The 26,309-nt window shown below is 53.9% G+C and carries 28 protein-coding genes and 2 tRNA genes; 20 read left to right on the top strand and 10 right to left on the bottom strand.

Features of this window, described 5'->3' with window-relative positions:
• Window positions 1–38: 38 nt before the first annotated feature.
• Entirely contained in the window at window positions 39–788 is a 750-nt protein-coding gene (gene purN / locus QEN58_RS10605; RefSeq protein ID WP_280103639.1) for a phosphoribosylglycinamide formyltransferase, read from the bottom strand.
• On the bottom strand, window positions 785–1,852 hold the full coding sequence (gene purM / locus QEN58_RS10600; protein ID WP_280103638.1) for a phosphoribosylformylglycinamidine cyclo-ligase: 1,068 nt from the start codon (window positions 1,850–1,852) through the stop codon (window positions 785–787). The genes purN and purM overlap by 4 nt, the downstream gene beginning before the upstream one ends.
• Before the next feature lie 258 nt (window positions 1,853–2,110).
• Here purM and QEN58_RS10595 point away from each other — a divergent pair, with 258 nt between their 5' ends.
• Window positions 2,111–3,241, top strand: a complete 1,131-nt coding sequence (locus QEN58_RS10595; protein ID WP_280103637.1) for an AI-2E family transporter — start codon at window positions 2,111–2,113, stop codon at window positions 3,239–3,241.
• The gene (gene hda / locus QEN58_RS10590) at window positions 3,238–3,945 is read left to right on the top strand and encodes a DnaA regulatory inactivator Hda (protein WP_280103636.1); all 708 of its coding nucleotides are present in this window, start codon (window positions 3,238–3,240) and stop codon (window positions 3,943–3,945) included. The genes QEN58_RS10595 and hda overlap by 4 nt, the downstream gene beginning before the upstream one ends.
• 109 nt (window positions 3,946–4,054) lie before the next feature.
• Here the strand turns inward: hda and QEN58_RS10585 are convergent, their stop codons facing one another.
• On the bottom strand, window positions 4,055–4,429 hold the full coding sequence (locus tag QEN58_RS10585; RefSeq protein ID WP_064233518.1) for a phasin family protein: 375 nt from the start codon (window positions 4,427–4,429) through the stop codon (window positions 4,055–4,057).
• A 290-nt stretch (window positions 4,430–4,719) separates the two neighbouring features.
• On the opposite strand from QEN58_RS10585, the gene QEN58_RS10580 reads away from it, so the two are divergent.
• Window positions 4,720–6,096, top strand: coding sequence for a class II fumarate hydratase (locus tag QEN58_RS10580; protein ID WP_280103635.1), 1,377 nt, complete (start codon window positions 4,720–4,722; stop codon window positions 6,094–6,096).
• 36 nt (window positions 6,097–6,132) lie between these two features.
• Here the strand turns inward: QEN58_RS10580 and QEN58_RS10575 are convergent, their stop codons facing one another.
• Window positions 6,133–7,203, bottom strand: coding sequence for an endonuclease/exonuclease/phosphatase family protein (locus QEN58_RS10575; RefSeq protein ID WP_280103634.1), 1,071 nt, complete (start codon window positions 7,201–7,203; stop codon window positions 6,133–6,135).
• A 349-nt stretch (window positions 7,204–7,552) separates the two neighbouring features.
• Here QEN58_RS10575 and QEN58_RS10570 point away from each other — a divergent pair.
• Window positions 7,553–7,629 (top strand) — tRNA-Val (locus QEN58_RS10570).
• Between the two features lie 23 nt (window positions 7,630–7,652).
• Window positions 7,653–7,729: transfer RNA gene (locus tag QEN58_RS10565), tRNA-Val, on the top strand.
• Between the two features lie 67 nt (window positions 7,730–7,796).
• Here the strand turns inward: QEN58_RS10565 and QEN58_RS10560 are convergent.
• The 4 genes from QEN58_RS10560 to QEN58_RS10545 form a co-directional block, all read right to left on the bottom strand.
• Window positions 7,797–8,282 carry a GAF domain-containing protein gene (locus tag QEN58_RS10560; RefSeq protein ID WP_280103633.1) on the bottom strand — a complete coding sequence of 162 codons (486 nt, stop codon included), beginning with the start codon at window positions 8,280–8,282 and terminating at the stop codon, window positions 7,797–7,799.
• Between the two features lie 96 nt (window positions 8,283–8,378).
• A complete protein-coding gene (locus QEN58_RS10555) occupies window positions 8,379–9,170 on the bottom strand; it encodes a MetQ/NlpA family ABC transporter substrate-binding protein (protein WP_280103632.1) in 792 nt (263 codons plus the stop codon).
• 102 nt (window positions 9,171–9,272) lie between these two features.
• Window positions 9,273–9,926, bottom strand: a complete 654-nt coding sequence (locus QEN58_RS10550; protein WP_280103631.1) for a methionine ABC transporter permease — start codon at window positions 9,924–9,926, stop codon at window positions 9,273–9,275.
• Window positions 9,907–10,965 (bottom strand): methionine ABC transporter ATP-binding protein, encoded by a 1,059-nt coding sequence (locus QEN58_RS10545; protein ID WP_280103630.1) that lies wholly within the window; start codon window positions 10,963–10,965, stop codon window positions 9,907–9,909. Before QEN58_RS10545 ends, QEN58_RS10550 begins: the two co-directional genes overlap by 20 nt.
• Window positions 10,966–11,570: 605 nt before the next feature.
• Here QEN58_RS10545 and QEN58_RS10540 point away from each other — a divergent pair.
• The 10 genes from QEN58_RS10540 (at window position 11,571) to moaE (ending at window position 19,467) form a co-directional block, all read left to right on the top strand.
• The gene (locus tag QEN58_RS10540; RefSeq protein ID WP_280103629.1) at window positions 11,571–12,203 is read left to right on the top strand and encodes a riboflavin synthase subunit alpha; all 633 of its coding nucleotides are present in this window, start codon (window positions 11,571–11,573) and stop codon (window positions 12,201–12,203) included.
• Window positions 12,204–12,427: 224 nt separating this feature from the next.
• Entirely contained in the window at window positions 12,428–13,726 is a 1,299-nt protein-coding gene (locus QEN58_RS10535) for an NCS2 family permease (RefSeq protein ID WP_280103628.1), read from the top strand.
• A gap of 39 nt (window positions 13,727–13,765) precedes the next feature.
• Window positions 13,766–14,311, top strand: coding sequence for an adenine phosphoribosyltransferase (locus QEN58_RS10530; protein ID WP_071693411.1), 546 nt, complete (start codon window positions 13,766–13,768; stop codon window positions 14,309–14,311).
• 6 nt (window positions 14,312–14,317) lie between these two features.
• Complete coding sequence (gene gpt, locus QEN58_RS10525; RefSeq protein ID WP_009286932.1) at window positions 14,318–14,797, top strand: xanthine phosphoribosyltransferase; 480 nt, start codon at window positions 14,318–14,320, stop codon at window positions 14,795–14,797.
• Window positions 14,798–14,799: 2 nt separating this feature from the next.
• The gene (gene ung / locus QEN58_RS10520) at window positions 14,800–15,483 is read left to right on the top strand and encodes a uracil-DNA glycosylase (protein WP_280103627.1); all 684 of its coding nucleotides are present in this window, start codon (window positions 14,800–14,802) and stop codon (window positions 15,481–15,483) included.
• A gap of 95 nt (window positions 15,484–15,578) precedes the next feature.
• Window positions 15,579–16,208: a uracil phosphoribosyltransferase gene (gene upp, locus QEN58_RS10515; protein ID WP_009286930.1), complete on the top strand. Its 630-nt coding sequence runs from the start codon at window positions 15,579–15,581 to the stop codon at window positions 16,206–16,208.
• A gap of 88 nt (window positions 16,209–16,296) precedes the next feature.
• Complete coding sequence (locus tag QEN58_RS10510; RefSeq protein WP_280103626.1) at window positions 16,297–17,529, top strand: uracil-xanthine permease family protein; 1,233 nt, start codon at window positions 16,297–16,299, stop codon at window positions 17,527–17,529.
• 71 nt (window positions 17,530–17,600) lie between these two features.
• A complete protein-coding gene (gene mobB, locus QEN58_RS10505; protein ID WP_280103625.1) occupies window positions 17,601–18,149 on the top strand; it encodes a molybdopterin-guanine dinucleotide biosynthesis protein B in 549 nt (182 codons plus the stop codon).
• A gap of 50 nt (window positions 18,150–18,199) precedes the next feature.
• The gene (moaC, locus tag QEN58_RS10500) at window positions 18,200–18,997 is read left to right on the top strand and encodes a cyclic pyranopterin monophosphate synthase MoaC (RefSeq protein WP_280103624.1); all 798 of its coding nucleotides are present in this window, start codon (window positions 18,200–18,202) and stop codon (window positions 18,995–18,997) included.
• A gap of 2 nt (window positions 18,998–18,999) precedes the next feature.
• A complete protein-coding gene (gene moaE / locus QEN58_RS10495; protein WP_280103623.1) occupies window positions 19,000–19,467 on the top strand; it encodes a molybdopterin synthase catalytic subunit MoaE in 468 nt (155 codons plus the stop codon).
• A gap of 101 nt (window positions 19,468–19,568) precedes the next feature.
• Here moaE and QEN58_RS10490 read toward each other — a convergent pair whose 3' ends face one another.
• On the bottom strand, window positions 19,569–21,179 hold the full coding sequence (locus QEN58_RS10490; RefSeq protein WP_280103622.1) for a ribonuclease J: 1,611 nt from the start codon (window positions 21,177–21,179) through the stop codon (window positions 19,569–19,571).
• A 230-nt stretch (window positions 21,180–21,409) separates the two neighbouring features.
• On the opposite strand from QEN58_RS10490, the gene purU reads away from it, so the two are divergent.
• Entirely contained in the window at window positions 21,410–22,264 is an 855-nt protein-coding gene (purU, locus tag QEN58_RS10485) for a formyltetrahydrofolate deformylase (protein ID WP_280103621.1), read from the top strand.
• A 24-nt stretch (window positions 22,265–22,288) separates the two neighbouring features.
• Window positions 22,289–22,960 (top strand): energy-coupling factor ABC transporter permease, encoded by a 672-nt coding sequence (locus QEN58_RS10480; protein ID WP_280103620.1) that lies wholly within the window; start codon window positions 22,289–22,291, stop codon window positions 22,958–22,960.
• Window positions 22,961–22,969: 9 nt separating this feature from the next.
• Here the strand turns inward: QEN58_RS10480 and lexA are convergent, their stop codons facing one another.
• On the bottom strand, window positions 22,970–23,650 hold the full coding sequence (gene lexA / locus QEN58_RS10475) for a transcriptional repressor LexA (protein ID WP_280103619.1): 681 nt from the start codon (window positions 23,648–23,650) through the stop codon (window positions 22,970–22,972).
• Window positions 23,651–23,917: 267 nt separating this feature from the next.
• On the opposite strand from lexA, the gene QEN58_RS10470 reads away from it, so the two are divergent.
• The 3 genes from QEN58_RS10470 (at window position 23,918) to nagZ (ending at window position 26,225) form a co-directional block, all read left to right on the top strand.
• Window positions 23,918–24,610, top strand: a complete 693-nt coding sequence (locus tag QEN58_RS10470; protein ID WP_280103618.1) for a TetR/AcrR family transcriptional regulator — start codon at window positions 23,918–23,920, stop codon at window positions 24,608–24,610.
• A complete protein-coding gene (locus QEN58_RS10465) occupies window positions 24,588–25,124 on the top strand; it encodes a L,D-transpeptidase family protein (protein ID WP_280103617.1) in 537 nt (178 codons plus the stop codon). Before QEN58_RS10470 ends, QEN58_RS10465 begins: the two co-directional genes overlap by 23 nt.
• A 63-nt stretch (window positions 25,125–25,187) precedes the next feature.
• A complete protein-coding gene (nagZ, locus tag QEN58_RS10460) occupies window positions 25,188–26,225 on the top strand; it encodes a beta-N-acetylhexosaminidase (protein WP_280103616.1) in 1,038 nt (345 codons plus the stop codon).
• The last annotated feature ends 84 nt before the right edge of the window (window positions 26,226–26,309 follow it).

The raw sequence follows: 26,309 nt of genomic DNA, 5'->3' as shown, positions 1-26,309 counted from the left end.
GCCTGATGCTCAAGCGCAGTAGTGTTAACTAGTCAGTCTTACGACTCTTCGTCGAGCTCCTCATCAAGCTCTTCTGCTGCATCGGCGTGGGAAAGCCGCATACCGTGTTCCGGCAGAAGATGACCGTCCATTTTGGCGCCTTCGGCGCTGAACTGCAGTCTGCCTTCCAAAAACCACTGCACCGCAATCGGGTAGATCAAATGTTCGCGGTCACGAACTTTCTCTTGCAGTGTTTCAGCCGTGTCGTCAGCGTTGACCAGCAGCTCTGCCTGCAGTACCACCGGACCACCGTCCAAATCTTCGGTAACGAAGTGAACGCTACAGCCGTGGCTGGCAACACCGTCTGCCAGGGCGCGGGCGTGGGTGTTGAGCCCTTGGTAGTCCGGCAGTAACGAAGGGTGGATATTCAGCATTCGGCCCAGGAAGCGCTGCACAAAGCGCGGCGTCAAAATGCGCATAAAGCCTGCCAGTACAATCAGGTCCGGCTCGTGGCGCTCAATGACTTTGATCAAGGCGCCGTCATAAGCTTCGCGGCTATCGTATTCCCGGTGGGGTAGCGCAACCGCATTAATGCCCGCTTCGCGGGCGCGCTTTAAACCATAGGCGTCAGCGATATTGGAAATGACCGCGACGATCTCGCCGCCGCCTAAGCGGTCGTGGGACTGAGCATCAATCAGCGCCTGCAAATTGCTGCCACTACCTGAAATAAGCACCACAATACGGCGTGCACCCAGTGGTTCTGGCGTTACGTCTTTGATGGTATCGCTCTGGTAGTCCGTATTGGTCATGCCGAGAGGTTCTCCAGAATAACGGCGTCCTCTTGGCGCTCAACGATCTGGCCGAGGCGGTAAACTGATTCGCCTTCGGCTTCCAAATGAGCCACCGCTTGCTCTGCTTGATGCTGAGGCACCACAACGACCATGCCAATACCGCAATTGAGCACGCGGTGCATTTCGGTTTCATTCACGTTGCCGTTGGCTTGGAGCCAATCAAACACAGCGGGGCGCTGCCAACTGGCAATATCAATATGCGCAGCGAGATTGTCCGGCAGCACGCGGGGAATGTTTTCAAGCAATCCACCACCGGTGATGTGCGATAACGCATGCACCGCGATTTCGCTGCCGCGCATTAAGGAGAGCAGTGATTTAACGTAGATACGGGTGGGGGCCATAAGTGCGTCGCCAAGGGTCTTACCGTCGATGTCGGTCTCTAGCGATGCGTTGCTAACCTCAAGGATTTTACGAATCAGTGAGTAGCCGTTGGAGTGTGGCCCTGATGAGGCAAGCCCCAATATGACGTCGCCTTCGGCCACTTTGCTGCCATCTAAAATGTCTGCTTTTTCAACCACGCCCACGCAAAAGCCCGCTAAATCGTAGTCGCTGCCTTCATACATGCCCGGCATTTCGGCGGTTTCGCCGCCTACCAGGGCGCAGCCAGCCAGTTCGCAACCAGTGCCAATGCCGGTGACAACGTCAGCAGCAATATCCACATCGAGCTTACCCGTGGCATAGTAGTCGAGGAATATAAGTGGTTCGGCGCCGGCCACGATGAGATCGTTGACACACATAGCGACCAAATCAATACCAATGGTGTCGTGTTTGCCAAGATCCATCGCCAGACGCAGCTTGGTGCCGACGCCATCGGTACCAGAGACGAGCACGGGCTGCCGATAGCCCGCTGGGATCTCGCATAGCGCGCCAAAGCCGCCAAGTCCGCCCATTACTTCTGGGCGAGTAGTGCGTTTGGCAACGTGTTTAATGCGGTCAACTAAGGCGTTACCGGCATCAATATCGACGCCTGCGTCCTTATAGCTGAGAGAAGGAGTAGCCGAAGAAGTGGAGGTCTCGGTCATGACAGATCCTGTGAAGCAAATAGCGGTGCTGGTAGTGCTGGCGACATGGCCAGTGCTGGACGATAACTGGAGCGGATTGTAACACCCAGCGACGCAGGCCGCACCGCTGTGACATATTATGCAAAGCTTACAAGCGGCTTTTACTCATATGCGGCATAGTATCGATGAGCAAAATAGTATCGATCAGCAAAAATAGTAGTGATAAATGAAAATAGTCACGATAAGTGGTTGGATTAAGTCCACGTTTGAGAGGTAACTATGCGGAATTCTTGGTGGGGTGTCCTATTTTTGGTGGTGATAGGCGGTTTAATCTATTTGTTAGATGCGGTTCTGATGCCTTTTATTGCCGGGATGATTCTTGCTTACCTAGCTGATCCGCTGGCTAACCGTTTCCAACGCTGGGGCATGAATCGGCCGTTCGCGGTGAGTAGCGTGTTTTTAGTGTTGCTGGTCGTGCTCGTGGTGAGTTTGTTGATTTTAATACCGCTTCTTGTTCAACAGATTAAGCAACTGGGCGAGGCTATTCCGGGTATCTTCAATTGGGTAGAAAATACCCTCGCTCCTCAAGTGCAGGTGTGGACCGGTTATGACTTAACTGCCGAGTTAACCAATGCGCGCGAGACGCTGGCCGAAAACTGGCGCGATGCTGGCGGCTATTTAGCCCAGGCGCTCGGGCAAATTGGCCGTTCCGGTATGGCCTTTGTTTCATGGATTACCTATGTGGCGTTGATACCTGTGGTTACCTTCTATTTACTCCTGGACTGGAACCGTCTGCTGACCAATATTGCCAATCTCGTGCCACGTCAGTGGGCAGACGATACCTTCCGGTTGGCGCGTCGTTGCGATGAAGTGCTGTCATCGTTTTTACGTGGGCAACTGCTGGTGATGCTCTGCTTAGGGATCATTTATGCGGTGGGCTTAACGCTGATGGGGCTTAATTTTGGGCTGTTGATCGGCTTTGTTTCCGGGTTAGTAAGTATTGTGCCGTTCTTGGGCTTTATTGTCGGCCTAGCGATTGCCCTTGTCGTCGCGCTGTTCCAGTACGCTACTTGGTGGGCGGTGCTAGGGGTTATCCTGGTGTTTAGTATTGGCCAAATGGCTGAGAGCGTGATTCTGCAGCCTAAATTGTTGGGCGATAAAATTGGCCTGCATCCGGTTGCGGTTATATTTGCCGTGCTGGCGGGGGGTAATCTATTTGGCTTAACAGGGGTGTTGTTGGCACTGCCCGTTGCCGCGGTGATTCTAGTACTGCTAAAAGAAGTAAAAGTGCGCTATCAGCATAGCGAGTTATACGACGAAAAAAATACCGACAAACATACGCCAATCATTGAGACCAGTTCTTCACACCATGACGAATTGGGCCACCTCGATGGACGGGAGTCACCATGAGCCGAGCACCGGCACAGCTTCCCTTGGGAATTGGACTGCGTGACGACGCGACCTTTGGTAATTACTATGTGGCGCGTGCAAATACGCCGCTGGTAGACAATCTTGCCCAGCAGTTGGCCCCGGAGGGTGAGCAGTTTCTTTATCTGTGGGGAGCGCCAGGGGTAGGGCGTAGCCATCTGCTTCAGGCGGCGTGTCACGCAGCCTCGGATGCAGATAAACGCGCGCTTTACTTACCGCTGAATGACCTGGGCCACTTTCCGCCGTTAATGCTTGAAGACATCGAACGTCTGGATCTTGTTGCCATTGATGACTTGGAGTGCGTGATTGGCCGCAAGCGCTGGGAAGAAGCGCTGTTTCATGCATTTAACCGACTAAGAGATGCGGGTAAAAAATTAGTGATTGCCGCAAGTGCTTCCCCACGACAGCTAAACGTGGTGCTGCCCGATCTGGCATCGCGGTTAACCTGGGGCGTGACTTTTCATGTACATCCCTTAGAGGATGACATTGAACGTTTGGCAGCGCTAAAGCTACGCGCCAGCGTGAGAGGGATGCAGCTTCCCGATGACGTCGGGCGCTATATTTTGCATCGTGGCCCCCGCGAGTTAGGTGAACTTTGCCGTGCAGTGGAAACCCTGGATAAAGAATCGCTATCGGCCAAGCGTAAATTGACGATTCCGTTTGTGAAATCCGCTCTCGGTTGGTGAAGCCGCTGGTAAAACATGTTAATGACAGTAACTAGAACGCCCCTGTCGGCGAGGGCCAACAGGGGCGTTCTATACAAATTACTGACTAGCTTACTGTTTCAATAAGCGATTAAGCAGTTTTGCTCAATTTGCTAGCAGCAGTTTGCGCTTGCTTAACGTTGTCTTCAGTAATTTTCTGGCTTTTCTGGATAAAGTCCTGCTGTAGAGATACGACTTTATCGGTATCGCCCTTAACACGCTCAGCCAGCTCTTTAGCCACTTTTTGCTGACCTTCCATGTAGCTGCGCAGGCCCTCAGCGTCTTTTACGTCCATCATTTGACGCATTTGCGCAATGCCGGTATCGACATAGGCTTTGCTGGCGTCCATCTGAGCGTTAAGCATTTTTTCGCTGTAATCGATGCTCAATGCCATGTAAGCGCGGACAGGCGCCATAAACATGTTGTCAAACTGCTGAGTCATTTCGTTAGTATTTAATGTACGCATCGTCATACTCTCCTGGGTTTAGTCTTGCCAAAGCAGCTATCCAGAGGTTGGCGCTGCTTATTGAATGAGTAGCTTTTTAAGCTATCTTGCGGTGCAGCATAGCAAGTGTTTTTGTGCAGTGCAACATTTGGTTTTTGGCATTTTAAACGACGCGAGGTAACGACGTGTTTACCCGTAGGGTCTAACCAGCTAGCTTGAAGGGAGGGGATGTGGCCTTAGCTAGCGAACGATGGATCGGCTATGCGCTCAAATAAGCATCACTATTAATCTCATTGATGGGAGCAAGAGCAATGGCAACACGGATGGAACGCGACAGCATGGGCGAACTGGAAGTGCCTTCCGACGCCCTTTATGGGGCACAGACCCAGCGGGCAGTCAATAATTTTCCTGTCTCTCATTCGCCTATGCCTGTGGCTTTTATTCATGCGGTCACACGTATCAAGCTAGCGGCCGCCCGGGCCAATCAAACGCTAGGAGGGCTTGATAGTGCGCGAGGGGAGGCAATTCAAAAAGCAGCTCGTGAAGTGTTAACGGGCAAGCACGACCAGCATTTTCCTATCGACGTTTTCCAAACCGGGTCAGGTACCTCCACCAATATGAACGTCAACGAGGTGTTGGCAACACTGGCTAGCCGTGAGGGCGTTGAGGTCACCCCGAATGATCACGTCAATATGGGGCAGTCCAGCAATGATGTGATTCCCACGGCGATTCATCTTTCGGCTGCCATCGCGGTACACGAATCACTGCGCCCATCCCTCGTTCACCTACGTGACATTATTGATCAACGTGCTAGCGAGCTCAGCCACGTGGTAAAAACCGGCCGCACGCACCTGATGGATGCCATGCCGCTGCGCATGGATCAAGAGCTGGGTGCCTGGTCGAGCCAACTAGGTCAGGCCATTGAGCGCTTTGATAGCGCCATGCAAAGAGTCTGCCGATTAGCTCAAGGTGGCACCGCCGTGGGTACCGGCATTAACGCACCTATCGGCTTTGCAGAGCAGGTCGCTCAAGAGTTGAGCGATCAGACGGGGTTGAAGTTCACCCCTAATGACAGCTTCTTTGCCAGCCTCTCTTCCCAGGATGCGGCGGTAGAGCTTTCAGGGCAGTTGAAAGGTTTAGCCTGTGTGATTATGAAAATTGCCAATGACCTGCGCTGGATGAATTCAGGGCCGTTGGCTGGGTTGGGAGAAATTGAGCTTGAGGCATTACAACCTGGGAGCTCGATTATGCCCGGGAAGGTTAATCCTGTTATTCCAGAGTCAGCCGCCCAGGCCGCTGCACAGGTTATTGGCCTGGATACTGCCATTACCGTGGCCGGGCAGAGTGGTAACTTTCAATTGAACGTGATGCTGCCATTAGTGGCCTCCAATCTGCTTACCTCAATTAACTTGATGAGTAATACCGCCCGGCTGCTGGCTGACCGTGCGATTGCCACCTTTAAAGTGCGTGAAGATAACCTGGCAGGCCCGCTGGCCAGAAATCCCATTTTGGTAACGGCGCTAAATGGTGTGATTGGCTACAACGCCGCCGCCGCTGTCGCTAAAGAGGCCTACCAAGCGGGTAGGCCAATTATTGATGTGGCTGAGGAGAAAACTGACCTCGACCGGGAGACGCTAGAGCGGCTGCTAGACCCCGCTGCGTTAACGCAGGGAGGCATCCCCGAGTAGCACGCAGAGGGTCAGCTAGCTGCAAGCAGCGCGTGTTCAGGTTTCCTGCTTTTCGGTTTCGCCTTCCTGAATTGTTTCGCTGGCTTCGCTGCGCTCTTCGGCATTCGCTTCGGGCGTTTCGTGCTCGTCTTGACGCGAGGGGCGATAGCAAAAGGTGGCCAGTATTGGGAAATGGTCAGAGCCAAAGTAATTCAGGCGCTGCATGCCGACTAAGGTAAAGTGCTCGGTCACAAAAATATGGTCAAGGGGCCAGCGCAACACTGGATATTTGGCGTGGAAAGTGCTGAATAAACCGCGCCCCCGGCGTGGGTCAAGCATGCCGCCAATGCGGCAAAACAGCCGTGTGGTGCGTGACCACGCCACATCGTTAAGATCCCCGGCGACCAGCGTCGCTTGGGGGTCTTTATGAATCTTCTTACCTACCAACAGCAGCTCGGCATCCCGCCAAAGAGATTTCTCGCTCTCGCTGGGGGCCGGTGGGCGGGGGTGGAGCGCGTAAAAGCGAATGCTATCGCCGTTAGCAAGCGTCACTCGGGTATGAATCGACGGAATATCGTCTTGAATCAGCCACTCAACGGAGGTGTCGGTGAGTTCCAGGTGTGAGTAGAGGTGCATGCCGTAAAGGTTATCTAGCGGAATTTTAACGCTGTGAGGCCACTGTTCTGCGAGCGCGGGATCCAACTGATCCTGCCACCACTGGTCTGATTCCAGAGTCAATACAATGTCGGGCTGATGCTGTTTGATCATATCGATTAGCTGCTGCGCCTGCCGATTAGGCGTCAGCACATTAGCGATCAGTAGTGTTATCTGTTTACCTGCATCGTCACTCTCTGCCGCCTTAACCTGCACCGGCCAAAGCGGCGTCCAGGGCAGAATATAGTAAGCTTGAAACAGTAATGTGATGCCCGAGGCGAGCAGGGCTATCCATAGCCAGGGGCCAGGCTCAACGAAAATAGCGGTTAATAACCAGGTGATTAAGGCTAGAAAAGCGATCTGAAGGCGTGGGAATTCAAAACTGCGGATCCACCACCATTGCAAATGTATGCGTGCAATCAGCGTCGCCAATAACAGCACGATCGCTATGCTTCCTAGCAAAATACCCAGCATCTTTATCTCCCTATAGATAACACCCAGGAAGCCCCTGATTCACTATTGCGCTTGCCCATTTGGCGTTAAAAATCGCCTCAAAATGCTCATTTACAACCTGTAAACTCCGCTTTTTCGTTGATTTTTGCCTTGTCTGGCCTGCGCTCATCACGTTAATCAGAGGCTTCCTAGCACATTGAAGTGCTTAGCCTAGCGCTAGAAGGTTATAGGTGTCGAATGGAACCTCTATTCGTAATGGGCGGCACTGCTGGGGGAGAGCACTTCGTGAAGGGAAATAGCTTGCAATTCAGCGATGAAAGCGTAAGATATGCATCCGTTGCAAGGCATGCGACTACCCAGATAGCGCAATAGAACCATAGCTCAGTTGGTTAGAGCGCCACGTTGACATCGTGGAGGTCGGCGGTTCAAATCCGCCTGGTTCTACCAGCCTAGTGCCACCACCTATTTTCAGGACCATAGCTCAGTTGGTTAGAGCGCCACGTTGACATCGTGGAGGTCGGCGGTTCAAATCCGCCTGGTCCTACCAGATATTATCAAAAACGCCCCAGTCACTGCTGACTGGGGCGTTTTTGTGTGGCTGCTATAGGTCGCTTTTAACTGGTTTTTTTAATCAAGTCGGGTAGGTCTGTCTGGCGCATAAAGGTAGCTACCAGTGCTTCAATGCCTGCTTGGTCTTGCTGGGTGAATCGCGCATGCAGCGGACTATCCAGGTCCAGTACGCCCCAAAGGTCGCCGTCGATCACGATGGGAATCACTAGCTCAGAGCGGGAGTTGGCATCGCAGGCGATATGGTCGGCGACCGCGTGCACGTCGTCCACTCGCTGGGTGATTCGTAAGCGTGCGGCCGCCCCACACACGCCTTTGCTGAAGGGTATCGGGTGGCAGGCGGGCTGCCCTTGAAAAGGGCCTAAACCTAATACCTCAGGCTGGCGCTGAAGATAAAAGCCTACCCAGTTTAAGTCGCTAAGCTCTTGGTGGATAAAGGCGCAGGTTTGTGCGCTGTTGGTAAGCCAATCGCGTGTATCGAGCAGCGCTTCAAGCTGGCGATTGAGCAATGAGTAATCAACACTGTTTTGCATTTGGCATCCTTTGCTGCTAACGCAACAGGCCGACACTTTGTGCATAGGGGGATCTATGCGTGCCGGCCTGAGATCATCTATTGATGGCTTGCGGTATTACTCTGTCCAGCCAGGAACTGCTGCGCCTTTGAATAGCTCTTCAGCTTTTTCGATCACTTCATCGCGCTGATAGGCGTCGACCAGTTGGCGAATCTCTTCACGCTCTTCGTCACCGCCGCGAACCGCGATCAGGTTGACGTAAGGAGACTCGGGGCCTTCTTTGATAAGGGCATCATCCAGGCTTAAGCCAGCAGGCTGTGCGAAGGTATTGTTGATAAACGCCATGTCGACATCGGGCAGCACGCGGGGTAGCTGAGCGGCTTCAATTTCACGGAAACGGAAGTCGCGGGGGTTTTCCGCGATATCGATAGGCGTTGATTCGAGGAATTCCGGGTCGTTAAGGGTGATCAGGCCTTCGTTGTGCATCAAAATCAGCGCGCGACCTTCATTGGAAGGATCGTTAGGCAGCGCGATTTGGGCGCCTTCCGGTAGATCATCAATGCTGTCGTATTTTTCTGAGTAAGCGCCAATTGGGTACACGAAGGTGTAGCCAGCGATTGCCAGATCATAGCCGCGGTCATCGACCATCGACTGCAGGTAGGGCTCATGCTGGTAAGCATTAGCGTCTAAGCTGCCGTCGGCCAAGGCGGCATTCGGGGTAACGTAATCAGTAAACTCGATGATTTCCACATCAAGGTCATACTCTTCTTTGGCAATGCGCGCCGCCACTTCCATTACTTCAGTTTCAGGGCCAGCGACGGTGCCCATTTTGATGCTGCGCGTTTCAGCGTTGGCGACGTTAACCGCAAGCGCCAGGGCTGTCAGGCTACCAAGAATCAGTTTTTGCATGAAATCTCTCCAGTGACGTTGTGCTTGATGGTGCAATGATGCGGCAATAAAAAACAGTTGTCTAATGCATTTTGGTTATAATGGTGGATGATAAACGTGCTGCTACTTGCGGTCACTTTTGCGTACCAAGTAGTCACCCAAGCTCTGAAAGCCCTGCACCATGACAACCAAGATAACCACGGTAATCAGCATGATGGTGGGATTGAAGCGGTTGTAGCCATAACGAATGCCTAAGTCGCCTAGGCCACCGCCGCCTACTGCGCCGGCCATGGCTGAGTAGCTGACCAGGGTGACCACGGTAATGGTTAAGCCGGTCATAATCCCCCCGCGAGCTTCCGGAATCAGCACTTTGCCAATAATTTGCCAAGGCGTTGCGCCCATGGCTTGGGCGGCTTCAATTAAGCCCGGCGAGATTTCATTAAGCGCCGCCTCGACCAGCCGAGCGACAAACGGAATAGCGGCAATCGTGAGAGGTACCGACGCAGCATTGATGCCAATTGATGTGCCTACCAGCATGCGCGTAAAAGGGATAATCGCGACCATCAAAATAATAAACGGGATGGAGCGACCTACGTTGGTAATAATGCTCAAGACTTGATTAAGCACGGGCTTCGCCAATATCTGCCGTGGGCGCGTAACGTACAGCATTACCCCAAGAGGCAGGCCGATGAGGGTAGAAATAAGTCCTGAAACGGCCACCATATAAAGAGTATCCAGCGTGGCTTGTAAAATTAGATCAATCATTGCGCTGGACATAGCCGAGTACCTCTACTTGTAGTTGATGAGATTCGAGATAGTGCATGGCTTGCTGGGTTTGCGTCGGCGAACCTAACAGCTCTGCAATCATCAGGCCCAGGGTGCGCTCCTGAATCGACTCTACTTTCGCTTGTAAAATGCTGACATCGACCCCGCACTCCCGGGCAAGGCGCGAAATCAACGGCGTCGAGACCGCATCTCCCGAGAAGGTCAGGCGTACCACTGGGTGAGTGTTCTCGCCAGGGGCGTCAAGGAGCCTCTCAATCAGCTCTTTGGGCGGTGTTAGCTGCAGGAAGTCGTTAAGAAAATCGCGACCAAGCTGGGTACGCGGGGCGGTAAAGAAGTCGCCGACTTCCGAGTCCTCCACCAATTCGCCGTCGGAAATCAAGCTGACCCGGTGGCAAATTGATTTGACCACTTCCATCTCATGGGTGATCAACAGGATGGTAATGCCCAACTGATGATTAATGTCGCGCAGCAGTTCCAGTATTGAGCTGGTGGTTTGTGGGTCTAGCGCAGAGGTTGCCTCATCACAGAGCAGTACCTGTGGCTTGCTGGCAAGCGCCCGGGCAATCGCTACCCGCTGCTTTTGGCCCCCGGAAAGTTGAGCAGGGTATTGGTTGGCTTTATCCGCCAGACCTACCATTTCCAGGAGAGGAATAACGCGATCACGAACGGTGTGGCGTTTTTGTCCCATTAGCTCAAGCGGTAGGGCAACGTTGTCGAACACCGTGCGTGTAGTTAGCAAATTGAAGTGTTGAAAAATCATGCCGATACGGTGGCGCGCACGGTTAAGCGCTGCGTTGCTCAGCTGCGTCATTTCCTGACCATCGACCGTGACGCTGCCGCTAGTGGGGCGCTCTAAGAGATTTACGCAGCGAATGAGCGTTGATTTGCCTGCGCCGGAGAGGCCGATGACGCCGTGGATCGTGCCTTTGGGCACAGTGAGAGTGGCATTTTTGAGTGCATGGACGGTCTTGGCGCCGCTTCCTTTGTTGTTACTGAAATAGGTTTTACTGACGTTGCTAAGTTCAATCATAGCGTTTGCCTTACCGGTAGGCCGAAAACAGAATGCGGGAGTGCGCGCCCCCATCCGACAAAAAACAGATCGGTTAAAAACAGAGCGACTACGCTCTCGGATCACTAAAAACAGGGCGGCTAGGATAGGGCGGGGAATAAAAAAAGGCCACCCTAACGGGTGGCCATCAACGCTGGACACACCCTTTTAGCTGCACTTCACTAGGTCAGTCGCTAATTCTAAGTCAGTGACCAAGTGGACGCCCGCAATCTGGGTACAAATCGGCGCCATTACATTTGCGGCAAAATCTTAGAGTCAGCTGGCGATCATGTCAATTTTAGCCCTCTGATTTTATGCTTTAAGCCGATGAATTAGCATTATTTTCTAATGACTATGAAATTTTAAGTTTTTTGTTCTGCGCGACGACTTGAAAAGCGGGTGGCGCGGAACAGGTTGACCAACCAGCCATCAATACAGAGTGCACAAACTTAAGGCACCAGTAGTAAGCTTGCACCCATGATTTAGCTTTTTGACTGCTCAGTGCTTACTACTCAGTTCTTACTGCTCAGACTTTACTGCTTAGTTTTTACGACACGGTTTTGACTACATTAGGAGAAAAGAGCCTTATGTTTACTGGCATTGTGCAAGGAGTGGCCAGGGTAGTGGCGGTGCGTGAGTTGGATGATTTTCGCGTGCATGTGGTGGAAATGCCGCCATCGATGCGAGAGGGGCTTGAGATTGGGGCATCTGTTGCTCATAACGGGGTTTGCTTAACGGTAACGGCGATAGAAGGCGATAGCGTTAGTTTTGATTTGATGCGTGAAACGCTGCGATTGACTAATCTTGGTGCAATCACCGCTGGGCAATGCGTCAATATAGAGCGTGCGGCGCGTTTTGGTGACGAAATTGGCGGACACTCCATGTCGGGCCACATCATTTCCATGGCAGAAGTGGTGGCCATAGAAGAGGCGCCTAACAACCGTCGGCTGTGGTTTTCACTGCCGGAAAGGCTGGGACGATTCGTGTTTGAAAAGGGCTATATTGGGGTGGACGGTATCAGCCTGACCATTGGTGATGTACGCCACACAGAGAGCAGTGGTGTGGAGTTCAGCGTCAATTTAATTCCAGAGACGCTGTCACGCACTACGCTTCAGGATCGAGCGCCCGGTGATAAGGTCAACATCGAAATTGACCCGCAAACTCAGGTGATCGTTGAAACCGTGGAGCGCGTGCTTTCTCAAAAAAGCAGGGTTCAGTAAGGGCACTGCAGCGTCAATAATCTGCTTTATCGGCCATGGGTTGACCGATCGGTTAGATCATGGCCTAAAGATTGCTTGGCATTAGGCGGCGGGGCTATTTCCGCCAACATTGGTCGCCACACTGAGGCGCTCGCATCACGGCGAGCGTTTAGGTAGTATGTGCGGCTTTTCTCAGCACCAGAACGCATACTCATGCGGCGTTAGCGCTAAGGATAAGAAGATTCATGAAACTTCTGGATAACTATTTCAAGCTCTCCGAGCACAAAACCAATGTGAAGACAGAAGTTATCGCTGGGATCACCACCTTCCTGACGATGGCCTACATCATCTTTGTAAACCCAAGCATTTTGTCTGAGGCGGGGATGGACTACGGCGCGGTGTTCGTGGCGACGTGCCTCGCAGCGGCGATTGGTTGTTTCGTTATGGGGATGTGGGCTAACTACCCGATTGCCCAGGCGCCCGGTATGGGCTTGAACGCCTTTTTCACCTACGGCGTGGTGTTGGGGATGGGCTATACCTGGGAAGCCGCGTTGGGCGCGGTCTTCTTCTCAGGTTTAACCTTCTTCATGCTAAGTATTTTTAAAATTCGCGAGTGGATTATTAACTCCATTCCCATGACGCTTAGGCTTGGTATCGCCGCCGGTATAGGTCTTTTCCTGGCGATGATTGCGCTTAAGAACGCCGGTATTGTGGTCGCCAACCCTGCGACTTTTGTTTCCCTGGGTGATCTTTCCCAACCTCCGGCTATTTATGCGCTGCTGGGCTTCTTTGTAATCACCGCGCTCTCTTACTTGCGAGTGACGGGTGCCGTTATGATCGGGATTTTGGGTATTACTATTATTGCAATGGTGCTCGGTCATAACGAGTACGGGGGCCTGATGTCGATGCCACCCTCTATCGCGCCTACCTTTATGGCGATGGATTTGATGGGCGCGCTGGATGTGGCGATGTTGAGCGTGATTTTTGCCTTCCTGTTTGTGGATCTCTTCGATACCTCGGGCACACTGGTTGGCGTTGCTCACCGCGGCAAGCTGCTGGACAAGGATGGCAAGTTACCGCGTATTGGTCGCGCCATGATGGCCGACAGTACCGCGTCTATGGCGGGTGCCGCCTTGGGTACTTCCACTACGACGAGCTACATTGAATCTACAGCGGGTATCGCATCGGGTGGCCGTACCGGGTTAACGGCGGTAGTGGTTGGCGTTTTGTTCCTGATCAGCCTCTTCTTTGCTCCGCTGGCAGGTTCGATTCCGGCCTACGCTACCGCGGGTGCGCTGCTGTATGTTGCTGTACTGATGGCAGGAAGTTTGGCCCATGCGAATTGGGATGACCCCACCGACGCCGCGCCGGTACTGATTGCTGCCCTGGCGATGCCGCTGACATTTTCGATTGCCGAAGGTATCGCGCTTGGCTTTATTAGCTATGTGGCGATCAAAACGCTATCGGGCCGCTTTGCCGATCTGAATCCGGCGGTGATTATTTTGGCGCTGCTGTTTGCGACAAGATATCTTTTCTTGGTTTGATTAATCATTACCACTTTTTATTACTCAATGAGAGACGCGATGAGCATCTACGGCGACTACATTAAGTCCGTTATTCGCACGGTTCCCGATTGGCCTGAACAAGGGGTGAATTTTCGTGACATCACCCCGTTGCTGCAAAATAGTGCGGCCTTTCGCAAACTGATCGATAGCTTCGTTCACCGCTATCAGGAGATGAACCTGGATGCCATCGCGGCGATTGATGCGCGTGGTTTTATTATTGGCGCGCCGCTTGCGTATGAGTTGGGCTGCAGCTTTGTGCCGGTGCGTAAGAAGGGCAAGCTACCCTTCAAGACCATCAGCGAGACGTATACGCTGGAATATGGGCATTCTGAAGTGGAACTTCACTCCGATGCGTTCCAGAAAGATGACCGTATCCTGCTAATGGATGACCTGATCGCCACTGGTGGCACCATGCTGGCAGCGGCCAACCTGATCCAGCGTAGCGGAGGCCAGGTGGTTGAGACAGCCACTATTATCGATCTACCCGAGCTGGGTGGTTCACAGAAAATTCGCGATGCCGGTTACAGCGTATTCGCCGTTTGTTCTTTCAATGAAGACGAGTAATTCCCCATGAGCAGCGATCGCTACCACCAACACTTCACCGTCTCCTGGGATCAGTTGCACCGCGATGTGCGTACGCTTTGTCACCAGATGATCGAACGTGACTTTAAAGGCATCGTAGCGATTACCCGTGGCGGGTTAATTCCCGCCGCGCTGATTGCTCGGGAGCTTAATATCCGCTTGATCGATACCGTGTGTATTAAAAGCTACGACCATATGGATCAAGGCGGCCTGGATATTATGAAGGGCGTCGATCATGACGGTGAAGGCTGGTTGCTGGTCGATGACTTGGTGGATACCGGCAAAACGGCGCGGGCAGTACGCAAAATGCTGCCTAAAGCTCACTTTGTGACTATCTATGCCAAGCCGGACGGTCGCCCCCTGGTGGATCAATACCTGACCGAAGTGGCCCAGCAGTGCTGGATTCAGTTTCCCTGGGATATGGGCGTCGCCTACGTTGAGCCGCTTGTTGATCAAATGAAGAGGTAATAATGGCCAATCCGCTTCCCGACGATTGGAGTCAGTGGCTGGGTAATGAGTTTCAGGCTGACTATATGCTGGCGCTAAAAGATTTTTTGGCGCAGCAAAAAGCCGCGAAGAAGATCATATATCCCCACTCAACGCAGTGGTTTCGTGCCTTTGAGCTGACCCCGTTGAACGAAGTGAAGGTGGTTATATTAGGCCAGGATCCCTACCACGGGCCCAATCAGGCCCACGGGTTATGCTTTTCCGTGCAGCCCGGTGTGCCCGTACCGCCGTCGCTGGTCAATATTTACAAAGAGTTGGCCACAGATGTCGGTTTTACTCCCGTGCGCCACGGCCATCTGGAAGCATGGGCCAAGCAGGGCGTGCTGTTGTTAAACACCTCGCTGACCGTGGAGCAGGGCAATGCGGCGTCTCATCGCGGTAAAGGATGGGAGCCGTTCACTGATCGCGCGATTGAAACCGTCAGTCAGCACGCGCCACCGTGTGTGTTTCTTTTATGGGGCAGCCATGCGCGCCAGAAGAAGTCGCTGATCGACCAGCGGCGCCACTTAATACTTGAAGCCCCGCACCCTTCGCCGCTCTCTGCGCACCGGGGGTTTTTTGGCACTCGGCATTTTTCCCAAGCCAATCAATTTCTGCAAGCGCAAGGGCGAGCCCCCATCGAGTGGCAATTGCCTGAAACCCCTTAACCTCGTAAGTGGTTGCGGGTAGAATACGCGCAATTTTGTGCCTAGCTGATGCAACCTTGGTTGCCATTCTGAATCCCCTGCAGTGAGGAAGTCCCATGAGTGTTTACGCCATTAACCATCCGCTTGTACAACATAAGCTGGGTCTGATGCGCGAAGTTGACCTGAGCACTAAGAGCTTTCGTGAACTGGCAGGTGAAGTCGCCAAGCTGTTGACCTATGAAGCAACCAAAGGTCTTGAGCTGGAAGATCATGAAATCCAGGGATGGAACGGCGAGCCGATTGCAACGCGCCGCTTAAAAGGTAAAAAAGTCACCGTCGTACCGATCCTGCGTGCCGGGCTCGGCATGCTGGAAGGCGTAACGGATCTGATCCCGAGTGCGCGGGTAAGCGTTGTCGGTCTTTATCGGGATGAAGAGACGCTGCAGCCGGTGCCTTACTTTGCCAAGTTTGCCAATGATATTGAAGAGCGCATGGCGATCGTGATTGATCCTATGCTGGCCACCGGTGGTTCGATGGTGGCTACACTGGATATGCTCCGTGAGCGTGGCTGTGAGCATATGAAAGTGATCGTGCTCGTCGCCGCCCCTGAAGGTATCAAACGGGTGCAGGACGCTTACCCCGATATCGAAATTTACACCGCCTCAATCGATGACCGCCTCGACGAAAATGGCTACATCGTCCCCGGATTGGGTGACGCTGGCGATAAGATTTTTGGAACGCGCTAAGCATCGTTTCTGACATTGCCCCTTACGCCTAGCGTCAGGGGCATTTTTTTGCATATCTAACTATCGAATAATCACTAGGAATTCACTTATGCGTGAAGCTGCCAGTCAGGCTGAGTCGTGGCCAAAAGTCATTTTAACCGGGGCACAAATGCTGTTTGTGGCGTTTGGCGCCTTGGTGTTAGTGCCGCTTTTGACAGGACTCGACCCAAGCGTTGCGCTGTTCACCGCTGGGGTGGGAACCTTGGTATTTCATGGGGTGACCAAGCAGAGCGTACCGGTGTTTTTAGCCTCATCGTTTGCCTTTATTGCGCCTATTCAAGGCTCTGTGGCGAGCTTTGGGGTTTCGGCGACCATGGGTGGGCTAATGGCAGCGGGGCTGGTTTATGTGGCGATTTCCCAGGCTGTGCGCTTAAAAGGCACTGCCTGGCTGCACCGCTTGCTGCCCGCGGTGGTAGTGGGGCCGGTGATTATGGTGATTGGCCTGGCGCTGGCGCCGGTTGCGGTTAGCATGGCAACCGGTGAAACCAGCGACAACATCGGCTATGGTGCGGCGATTTTCCTCTCGATGACCAGCTTATTGGTGACATTAGTGCTGGCCGTTTTTGGTCGCGGGCTGCTTCGCCTAGTGCCGATCATTGGCGGCATTGTCACCGGCTATTGTTTGGCGTTGGTGATGGGGGTCGTCGACTTTACGCCGGTGCACGAGGCGGCGTGGCTATCGATACCCAGTTTCACAGCTCCGAGTTTTCATTGGGCTGCCATTCTATTTATGATTCCGGTCGCGATAGCCCCAGCGGTAGAGCACATTGGTGATATGGTGGCGATTGGTTCGGTGACCCGCAAAAACTACCTGGAAAAGCCTGGACTGCATCGCACCCTGTTAGGCGACGGTTTGGCGACCAGCGTGGCAGCGCTTTTCGGCGGACCGCCGAACACCACGTACTCCGAAGTCACCGGCGCGGTAACCCTCACTCGGGCGTTTAATCCCAAGTACATGATCGTTGCCGCGATTATTGCCATTGTGCTGGCGTTTGTGTCCAAGCTTGGCGCGCTGCTGCAGACCATTCCTGGACCGGTAATGGGCGGCATTATGACGCTACTGTTTGGCTCCATTGCGGTGGTTGGTATGAACACCTTGGTACGTGCAGGGCAGTCGCTGACAGCCGCGCGCAACCTGGTGGTGGTCTCGCTAATATTGGTGTTCGGGATTGGCGGGATGCAGTTTGGTGGTGGCCAGTTTACGCTGCAGGGCGTTAGCCTGGCCGCCTTGGTGGGTATTGTGTTGAACTGGCTATTACCCCGCGAGCAAGAGGGCGAGTAGAGTCATCCTCTATAGCGCTGCGTGAATCGTGAGAACGGTAGCGTTTAGTGATCATCAGGAGTCTTGGCAGCATGGAAAACGAACTAACCGCACCCTTTCCCATACTGGGGATTGCTGCCTGGAGCGGCACCGGAAAAACGACGCTGTTAGAGAAGCTGCTACCACGATTAGGCGAGTATGGTTTGAAAGTTGCCGTCATTAAGCATGCTCACCACTCGTTTGATGTCGACCAGCCCGGCAAAGATAGTTATAAGCTGCGCAGCGCGGGTGCTGCGCCGGTGCTGGTGGCTTCTCGTCAGCGGTTTGCGCTGATGCAGGAAACCCCTGACCAGGAGGAGCCTGATTTAGGCCAGTTAATTGCCATGATGGTGCCGCACCAACCCGACTTGGTGATTGTCGAAGGCTTCAAGGCTTGGCCGATTCCCAAACTGGTGTTATACCGCGATGGCATTGGTGATGCAGATATTTTAACCGGACCTTGGGTGGAGGCAGCCGCGCTGAGCGCGCCACCGCCTATCGACCTAGCGGCTTCGGTGGCCCAGTTAGATCTAGACGATAACGAAGCGATTGCACAATGGGTAGTGGCTTGGTTAAGCGCTAAAAACGATACTAGATCTTAAAAACGTATGTCTTCAAAACGTATGTCTTAAAAAACAGCAATGGTGACAACATGCATCTGACCCACCTCAATACCCGTGGCGAAGCCAATATGGTGGATGTCGGGGATAAGCAGGAAACCCGCCGCGAAGCCGTTGCCTCGGGGCGCATTGTGATGCAACCTGAAACGCTGAAACTGCTTAGCGATGGTGAATTGCCCAAAGGCGATGTGCTGGCAACCGCGCGAATCGCTGGTATCCAGGCGGCCAAACGCACCCATGAGCTGATTCCTCTCTGCCATTCACTGGCGCTCTCCAAGGTGTCGGTTGAATTCGATATCGATGTGGCCGAATCCTGTGTTCATGTGACCTCGTTGTGTCGCTTGAATGGTCGCACCGGGGTTGAAATGGAAGCCCTTACCGCTGTCTCGGTAGCCTGTTTGACGCTTTACGATATGTGCAAAGCGGTCGATAAAGGTATGCGGATCGAGGCCATCCAGCTCGATAGCAAGCAGGGTGGCCTGCGCGGCGACTACCAGCGCAATAGCTCCCAGGCGCCCATTGTCACCGGAGACGGCGTGGCCGGAGAAGTCAGCTTGGGCGAGCGCTGCCCTTCACCCTGTGTGCGGGTTAAGTTTTTAGCCGAACTGCGCGAGCGGGTAGGCGAGAGCGAGGCAGTTGTGAGCATTGATCAACTGGCTAGCCGCGACATTAGCGGATTAAAAGCCGCGCTTGCCGAGCAGGATAGTCGCTTTAAACAGCTCACTGACCAGCGCACGCTGTGTGCGATTAACCAAGTCATGGCCAATGACGAAGCGTTAGTGACCGATGATGACGAAGTGGCGTTTTTCCCGCCAGTAACAGGGGGGTGAGGGTGGATAATAAGTTGGATATTAAAGTAGCCATTCAAGCAGCCCCGTTCTCAATGGCCTACGGCTATGACGATGCTTTAGCGGGGCGCAGCGATATTGGCGCAGTGGTGAGTTTTACCGGCCTCGTGCGTGATTTTAATGAAACGCCGGACGTCACAGGGTTAACGCTAGAGCACTACCCGGGCATGACCGAGCGCACGCTGACAGAGATCGGTGAGCAGGCCTGGCAGCGTTGGTCGCTCCAGGCCGTGCGGATTATTCATCGAGTTGGTTACTTGGCGCCAGGCGATCCGATTGTGCGTGTACTCGTAGCCAGCGCACATCGGCGTGCTGCGTTTGAAGCCTGCGATTTTATTATGGATTATCTGAAAACCCAGGCGCCTTTCTGGAAGAAAGAGCACTCTGCCCAGGGCGAGTACTGGGTCAAAGAACGCCACACCGATCAACAGGATGCAGCGCGGTGGGAATGAGATTACCGCATCGCAGCGAACTCGTTGCAATGACACAAAACTGTCATTGCGTACGCAGTGAAGTAATCTCGGTTTTATTGCCGTCGTTGAATGATGCAGCTCTAACGGTTAGCGGCACTTTCATACGCAGCAGATTCGGGCATTTCGGCGGCCATGATCTGTAGATGCACATCGGGCAAGTGCTGCATATGCTCTGCCAGCCAGTGAACCAAGCGGGGCTGCAGTGCTTGGCGCAAGTCGGCTAGCGTCTCCGCCTCAATCTCTTCAAGCCGGTCATCCAGCCAGTCGCTAAAACTATCTTCGTCCAGCGGGCTGGCCCCCGAAGCATCCAGCATCAAACGGCCAATACGCGCCCATCCGCTGACGGTAGCCGTTACCGGCAGCGCTAAGTATAAGCTGCCTCGACGGGCCTTGTTGGCGTCATTCACCTCCAGGCCTGGGTGGGGAACCACGCTGTTTTGACTGACTATGCAGGGCGGCTGCGGGTAACGCTCTTCGCAACGCAACCCGTGGCTATCAAAACAGATTAGATCGCCGTTCACTGGCGCCAGCGGAGCGCTAATACCTAGCTGTTTGGCAATAGCCTGATGGGCCTGCTGATGGCGGGCTTCGCCATGCACCGGCATGAGATGCTTTGGCCTAACCCACTGATACAGCTTGATCAGCTCATCCTGAGCGGGGTGCCCGGTAGCGTGTAGCTCAGGGTGATTGAACTCGTCGTAGATGTTTATACCTAAGTGCGCCAAGCGCTTTTTAAGCTGCTCAATGGGGCGTTCATTGCCGGGAATAGCCTTAGCCGAAAATATGACGTTATCGCCTGGCTGAAGATCGATAAACGGATGGCGTCCCTGGGCTAGGCGCTGTAGCGCAGCGCGGGGCTCCCCTTGGCTTCCGGTGGCGATAATCACCACTTCATCAGGGGGGAGATAGCCTAGGTCGTGGTTGGGCACCAGCGGCGGCAAATCATCCATATAGCCGAGCCCCCGGGCAACGCTGACCATGCGCTCCATTGAACGGCCCATCAAGCTGATACGGCGGCCACACTTCTGAGCGGCGCGGCCTATCGCTAATACCCGGGCAAGATTGCTGGCAAAACAGGAGACCACAACCCGGCCCTGGCATTTGGCGAGTGTTTTTGCCAGCGCCCTGGCCACATCCCCCTCGCTGCCAGAGTGCCCGGGCATGGGGGCGTTAGTAGAATCGCCTACCACTAAATCAACCGGCGCAAGCGCCTTGAAGTGGGCTGCGCTTATAGGCGTGCCGATGATCGGTTCAGGGTCGAGTTTCCAATCGCCGGTATGTAGAACGCGATAGCCACCAGCCATCATCATCAGCGCACAGCTTTCGGGAATCGAGTGGGTTAAAAGCAGATAGCGCAGCGTAAATGGCCCGCTTTCTAACGCCTCGCCAGGTTCAATAACATGGATTGCTGCGCTGCTAAGCTGATGCTCGGCAAACTTCAGGCGCAACAGTCCAGCTGCCAGCGGGGTGGCATAAATGGGGCAGTTCCACATTGGCCAGAGCCAGGCGACCGCGCCAATGTGGTCTTCGTGGCCGTGGGTGATAAATAGCGCATTGGGTACGATCCCCAGTGTTTTCGGGGTGTCGAGATTGGGCACTTGCAGCGGCGAGTTGGGAAGATCCTGGCGGATCATCATGCCGCAATCTACGGCAATCCAGTGATCGTCGTGGCCGTATAGCGTTAGATTCATTCCAATCTCACCGCATCCCCCTAGCGGCAAAATGCGCAGCGGTGGACGACGACGGGGACGAATTTGAACGCGTGATGAATGCATCTGTTATGAAAAACCCAAAAAGTAGTGGCTCAACTATACGGGAAGGCAGGGGCGGCTAACAATCATCCATGGCCTTCCGATACACTATGCAACCTAAGCCGCTGGTTTGTCATAATTACCTTAGAAATAGGTCAAGAGTAGCTCACATGTCTCATTATTATCGTTTAGTGGTTTCCTGTCCTGATCAGGTGGGTATTGTTGCACGGGTCTCGAGCTTTATTGCCCAGCAGGGTGGTTCCATTACCGAAGCCAGCCAGCACTCCGATTTAGAGACCGGCTGCTTTTTTATGCGTTATGAAATTCTGGCGGATTCGGTAGGTATGTCGGCGGAAGCACTGCGCACGGCATTCGAGCCGGTAGCCAGCGAGTTCAATATGCAGTGGTCATTGGTGGACACCCAGCAGCGTCGCCGCGTGGTGCTGATGGTGTCACGGGAGTCACACTGCCTGGTAGATCTGCTTTACCGCTGGCAAGCGGGTGAGCTGGATTGCGATATTGTCGGGGTTATTTCCAATCATGACGATATGCGTTCGCTGACCGAGTGGTACGGTATTCCTTATCACCATGTGCCGGTCGACCCGGATAATAAGCAAGTGTCGTTTGCCAAGGTGCAGGCCGAAATTGACAGCGCACGTGCCGACTGCGTGGTGTTGGCGCGCTATATGCAGATACTGCCCCCCGAGCTGTGCGCGCGCTATACGGGACGAGTGATCAATATTCATCACAGCTTTTTGCCCTCTTTTGCCGGTGCTAAACCCTACCACCAAGCTTACCAGCGGGGCGTTAAGCTGATCGGCGCTACCTGCCACTATGTGACCGAGGAACTCGACGCAGGGCCCATCATCGAACAGGATATCCATCGTGTTAGCCACTGTCATACGCCTACGGATTTAGTCCGCTTTGGCCGTGATGTCGAGAAAGCGGTGCTCGCTCGTGGTTTGCGCTGGCACTTAGAAGATCGCGTTTTGGTGCACGGCAATAAGACAGTGGTATTTAGCTAACACTCATCAACCAGGGAGGCCGCCATGTCATTTGCGCAAAATGTTTTAGCGCCCTGGGCGCTGCTGGTCACCTGGCTACTTTCGCTAGGGGTTATCGCGTGGGCACTTTGGGGGCGGCCCTGGCAGGGATTGTTCGAGGATACGGCGCTTCAGCACCGCTGGCTGGGCGCCACCCTGGCGGTAATGCTGATGTGGCAGCTCCGCGCGCAGGCAGTTGATTGGCTAACGCTACACCTTGTCTTTACGGTGTTGATGACACTTGTTTTTAAAGCGCCATTAGCGCTGATTAGCAACGTACTGATTAATATCGCCATGGTAGTGATTGGTCGCAACGAGTGGATGTTGCTGGGGGCAAATGTACTGGTTACCGGGATCGTTCCGGCGGCTGTCATTGGTACGGTATGGCGGCTGGTAGATCGCCGCCTGCCGGATAACTTGATGGTCTTTCTGTTTGCCTGCGGCTTTTTCGGCGCGGCGTTGGCAACGCTGGGGGGAGGGCTGGCGGCGGTACTACTAATTATCGTCGCAGGAACCGACCCAGAGGCCATCTATCTAGCCCAGGAGTATGCGCGCTTCTTACCGCTCCTAATGCCTTCAGAGGCCTTTATAACCGGCATGCTGCTGAGTATTCTGCTGGTCTATCACCCAAACTGGGTGGCCACCTTCAATGACCACCGCTATATCGACCTGCAGTAACCGCTGTTGTTAGCCAAGTGCCTGGCCGTTGCCGCCACGAATCACACCGACACCGACACCTTCGATATCCAGCGACTGGAAGCGGAGGTCGATTTCAATGGGCGCGAAGTCAGGGTTCTCTGCAAACAGCGTCACTTGGTGCCCCTGGCGTTTGAAACGTTTAACCGTTACTTCATCTTCCAGGCGAGCAACCACGATCTGGCCATCGCGAACTCGATCGGTGCGATGAACCGCCAATAAATCACCTTCCAGAATGCCAATGTCCTTCATGGAAAGGCCGCGCACACGCAGCAAGTAATCGGCTTTGGGCGTGAAGTATTCGGCTGGCAGCGGGCAGTAGCGATCAATATGTTCAGCGGCCAATATGGGGCTGCCTGCGGCCACTTCCCCGATCACGGGTAGGCCAGTCGGCTGCGTCTCAATGTTGGCTGCAGGTAACGTAGTAGCTGCGCTATCCAGGACTTCTTGAGGTTCCTGGTTGGGCAGGCGGATGCCGCGCGAGGTATTGCGGATAATGCGAATAACCCCTTTGCGTTCCAGCGCGCGTAGGTGTTCTTCAGCCGCATTGGGGGAGCGGAAGCCAAGTGCTTTGGCGATCTCTGCACGGGTAGGAGGGTAGCCAAATTCGCCCATAGTTTTAACGATAAAATCAAACACGTGCTGTTGGCGAGCGGTTAGCGGACGCGACATACCAGACTCCGTAAATAGTGAATAGACAGTAACAAGTTAAATGTCGACTTAATCAATAAGTGGTTAAGTATACAGTATGTTCCTCTGTCCAGTATATGGCTTGTCAGTGCCCATTACCGATGTCTATGCAATTTTACTAATCGTTTGAAACTAAGTTTCTACTTATTTATTGCGCCACATTTTGTCAATAAATCAAGCGTTGAGCCCGCCTCCGTTATGGCATAGTATTTTGCTATGTTTTAAACACTTGTTTCCTTGGAGAGCGACATGGCTCAATCTGATACGGTGACCCGTATACTCGACACCGCCGAGGTGCTGTTTGCAGAGCGGGGTTTTGCCGAAACTTCGCTGCGCAACATCACTAGCAAAGCGCGGGTCAACTTAGCCGCTGTTAATTACCATTTCGGTTCCAAAAAAGCTCTGATCCAGGCCGTTTTTTCCCGTTACCTGGATCCTTTTTCTCAGCGTTTTCATACCGCGCTGGATGAGCTGGAAGGTCAACACAGGGGACGCGTTATCCCGCTTGAAACACTCCTCGAAACCATGGCCACGACCGTTCTTGCGGTGCCCGCCGAACGCAATAGTTTAAAAGTGTTTATGCGCTTGCTCGGCCTTGCCTACAGCCAGGCTCAGGGGCATCTTAGGCGCCATATCCAGCAGGAGTATGGCGATGTGTTTACCCGCTTCAGCGAGCTTGTGCGTAAAGCAACCCCCGACCTGCCTGACGCGGAGCGCTTTTGGCGGCTACACTTTATGCTTGGCACGGTAATATTTACCCTGTCTGGCCTTGACGCACTGCGCGATATCGCGGAGAAGGATTATCACGAACAGGTATCTGTGCGTGATTTGGTAAGACGGTTGCTCCCGGTAGTCGTGGCTGCCATGAATGCACCGTTACCCCTGGCCCTTGAAGAAGGCAAGCCAGAAGAAGGAAAACATGCGAACGCCTACGCTAGCTGAGCTACCACCGACTGAGAATATCTGGCTGGAGATTGATACTACCCAGCAACTGCTTCGCTGTTGGTGCGGGCCGAAAGTGCTGCGTGAGTGTTCGATTTCATCCGGGGTCGCCGGGAGCGGGCAGCTCGATGGCAGTGGTAAAACACCCCATGGCTGGCACTATGTGCGCGCTGCCATTGGTGGTGATATGGCCGAAGATGCGGTATTCCGCGGCCGTCGCTGGACGGGCGAGACGTTTTCGCCCGCGCTTGCCGAAGCTAATCCACAGCGTGACTGGATTTTGACCCGTATCCTGTGGCTTTGCGGGTTAGAAAAAGGCGTCAACCGCGGGGGCCAGGTGGACTCACAACGGCGCTATATTTACCTCCACGGAACGCCGCCAGACGAGCCCATGGGCGTTGCTGCTTCACACGGCTGTATTCGTTTGCGCAATAGTGATTTGTTATACATCTTTTCGTTAGCGTTGCCGGGCACTCCGGTTTGGTTGCACGGCGACCGACAGTGCTTTGATTAATCAGGTTTTGACACCGCTAAGCGATCGTCTAGAATCATCGCCCTTTTTAATGGACCTATCACGATGACTCAACCGTTAGGCCCGGTCATGCTTGACCTTGAAGGCACAAAATTGACGGCTGCAGAAAAGCGCTTGCTGCTAGAACCGACGGTAGGGGGCGTTATTCTGTTTGCCCGCAATGTCGAGAATGGCTATCAGGTTCGCAAGCTCTGCAGCGATATCCGTCGCGTGCGTGCTGATTTACTGCTCGCCGTGGATCAAGAGGGTGGTCGCGTTCAGCGCATTAAAGAAGGGTTAACACGCCTCCCCGCCATGGCGCGTATCGGTGACTGCTATCGCGCTAACCCCGAAGACGGACTTGCGTTAGCCAAAGATGCCGGTTGGTTGCTGGGGATGGAGATGGCCGCCTGTGGGCTGGATCTGAGCTTCGCCCCGGTATTGGATGTTGATAGCGGTCTATCCAGCGTTATTGGTGATCGTAGTTTTAGTGGCGACCCACTGCACGTGGCCCAACTGGGCAGCGCCTTTATTCAAGGGCTTCACGATGCCGGTATGGCCGCAGTGGGTAAGCATTTCCCCGGCCACGGTGGGGTCGCTGCGGACTCCCACGTTGCATTGCCAGTAGACGACCGCCCGCTAGAAGTGATTAAACAGCACGATCTTGTGCCCTTTACCCACTTAGCCGCGCAGTTAGATGGCGTCATGCCTGCGCACGTTATTTACACTGCTTTCGACACGCGCCCAGCAGGCTTTTCACCCAACTGGTTGGGCATGCTGCGCGAGTCGCTAGGCTTCAAAGGCTGTATTTTTTCAGATGACCTGAGTATGACAGGGGCCCACGAAGCAGGTGATCCCAAAGCGCGTGCCCAGGCAGCGTTGGCAGCCGGCTGCGATATGCTGCTGGTATGTAACGACCGAGCCTCCGCGCTTGACGTGATGGAAGCATGCCAAGGAATCAATTCTAAGCGCCCCGCTAAACTGCGCTATAGCCGTGCGCGACCAGACCTTGACGCGTTGAGTGCATTGGGCCGATGGCGTCGTACCCACGCTAAGCTGGAAGCGCTAGCGGATAAGCCCCAGACCAGCGCGGAAGCCGAGTAAGTCCAGTCCGGAAGCAGAGTAAGCCCAGCGCTGAATAAACCCCTTGCTTAAATAAATGAAGTTTTTAACCCGCCGTGGAGTTGG

Origin of the sequence: Halomonas alkaliantarctica (assembly GCF_029854215.1) — a bacterium.
GTDB classification, from domain to species: domain Bacteria; phylum Pseudomonadota; class Gammaproteobacteria; order Pseudomonadales; family Halomonadaceae; genus Vreelandella; species Vreelandella alkaliantarctica_A.
The sequence above is the reverse complement of the archived record's forward strand: the minus strand, read 5'-3'. Positions and strand labels throughout refer to the sequence as shown.